Raw genomic sequence first — 453 nt, 5'->3', positions numbered from 1 at the left:
ATACACACGCGTCGTGTACCCCTACTTTAGTGAGGAACCCGCGTTGTCCGAAGTGGGGGGACGATTGGGCTTGTGGGTGATGCAGCGCGCGCTGATTAATCTCGATGCGGATGATATGCGCATCATCGATCCCCTTCGTAAGACGTTCTTTTCCCCTCGAACAACACCTTTACAGGGCGATGAAGAGATTATTTTTCTTGAAAAATATAGCTCATTGATCGGCGAATGGGAGCGCTTAAAAAGAGAGTAAAACGCGGTTTTGTTTTTTCGCGCTGACTCAGTTACAGTTTTTTGGACCATGGTTTTTTTACTTCCTCTTTATCCCCACCCTGTTTGTATGACTTATACTACTTCCATTCAACGATGAATCGGGAGACGTTCCGGTTTTACGCTGGATCAGCGCCGGTGTGAGAGAAAGACGTAGCTCTCACATTTGGGGTCTGAAGGCGAATG

The 453-nt window shown here is 47.5% G+C and carries 1 protein-coding gene; it reads left to right on the top strand.

Features of this window, described 5'->3' with window-relative positions; translation table 11 throughout:
• Positions 1-250: hypothetical protein (locus tag BGP85_RS12365; protein WP_219811576.1), on the top strand; the 250-nt coding region annotated here is incomplete at its 5' end.
• Positions 251-453: the final 203 nt, after the last annotated feature.

Origin of the sequence: Pseudomonas putida, from assembly GCF_002906855.1 — a bacterium.
In the GTDB taxonomy this organism is placed as follows: Bacteria; Pseudomonadota; Gammaproteobacteria; order Pseudomonadales; family Pseudomonadaceae; genus Aquipseudomonas; species Aquipseudomonas putida_N.
The sequence above is the reverse complement of the archived record's forward strand: the minus strand, read 5'-3'. Positions and strand labels throughout refer to the sequence as shown.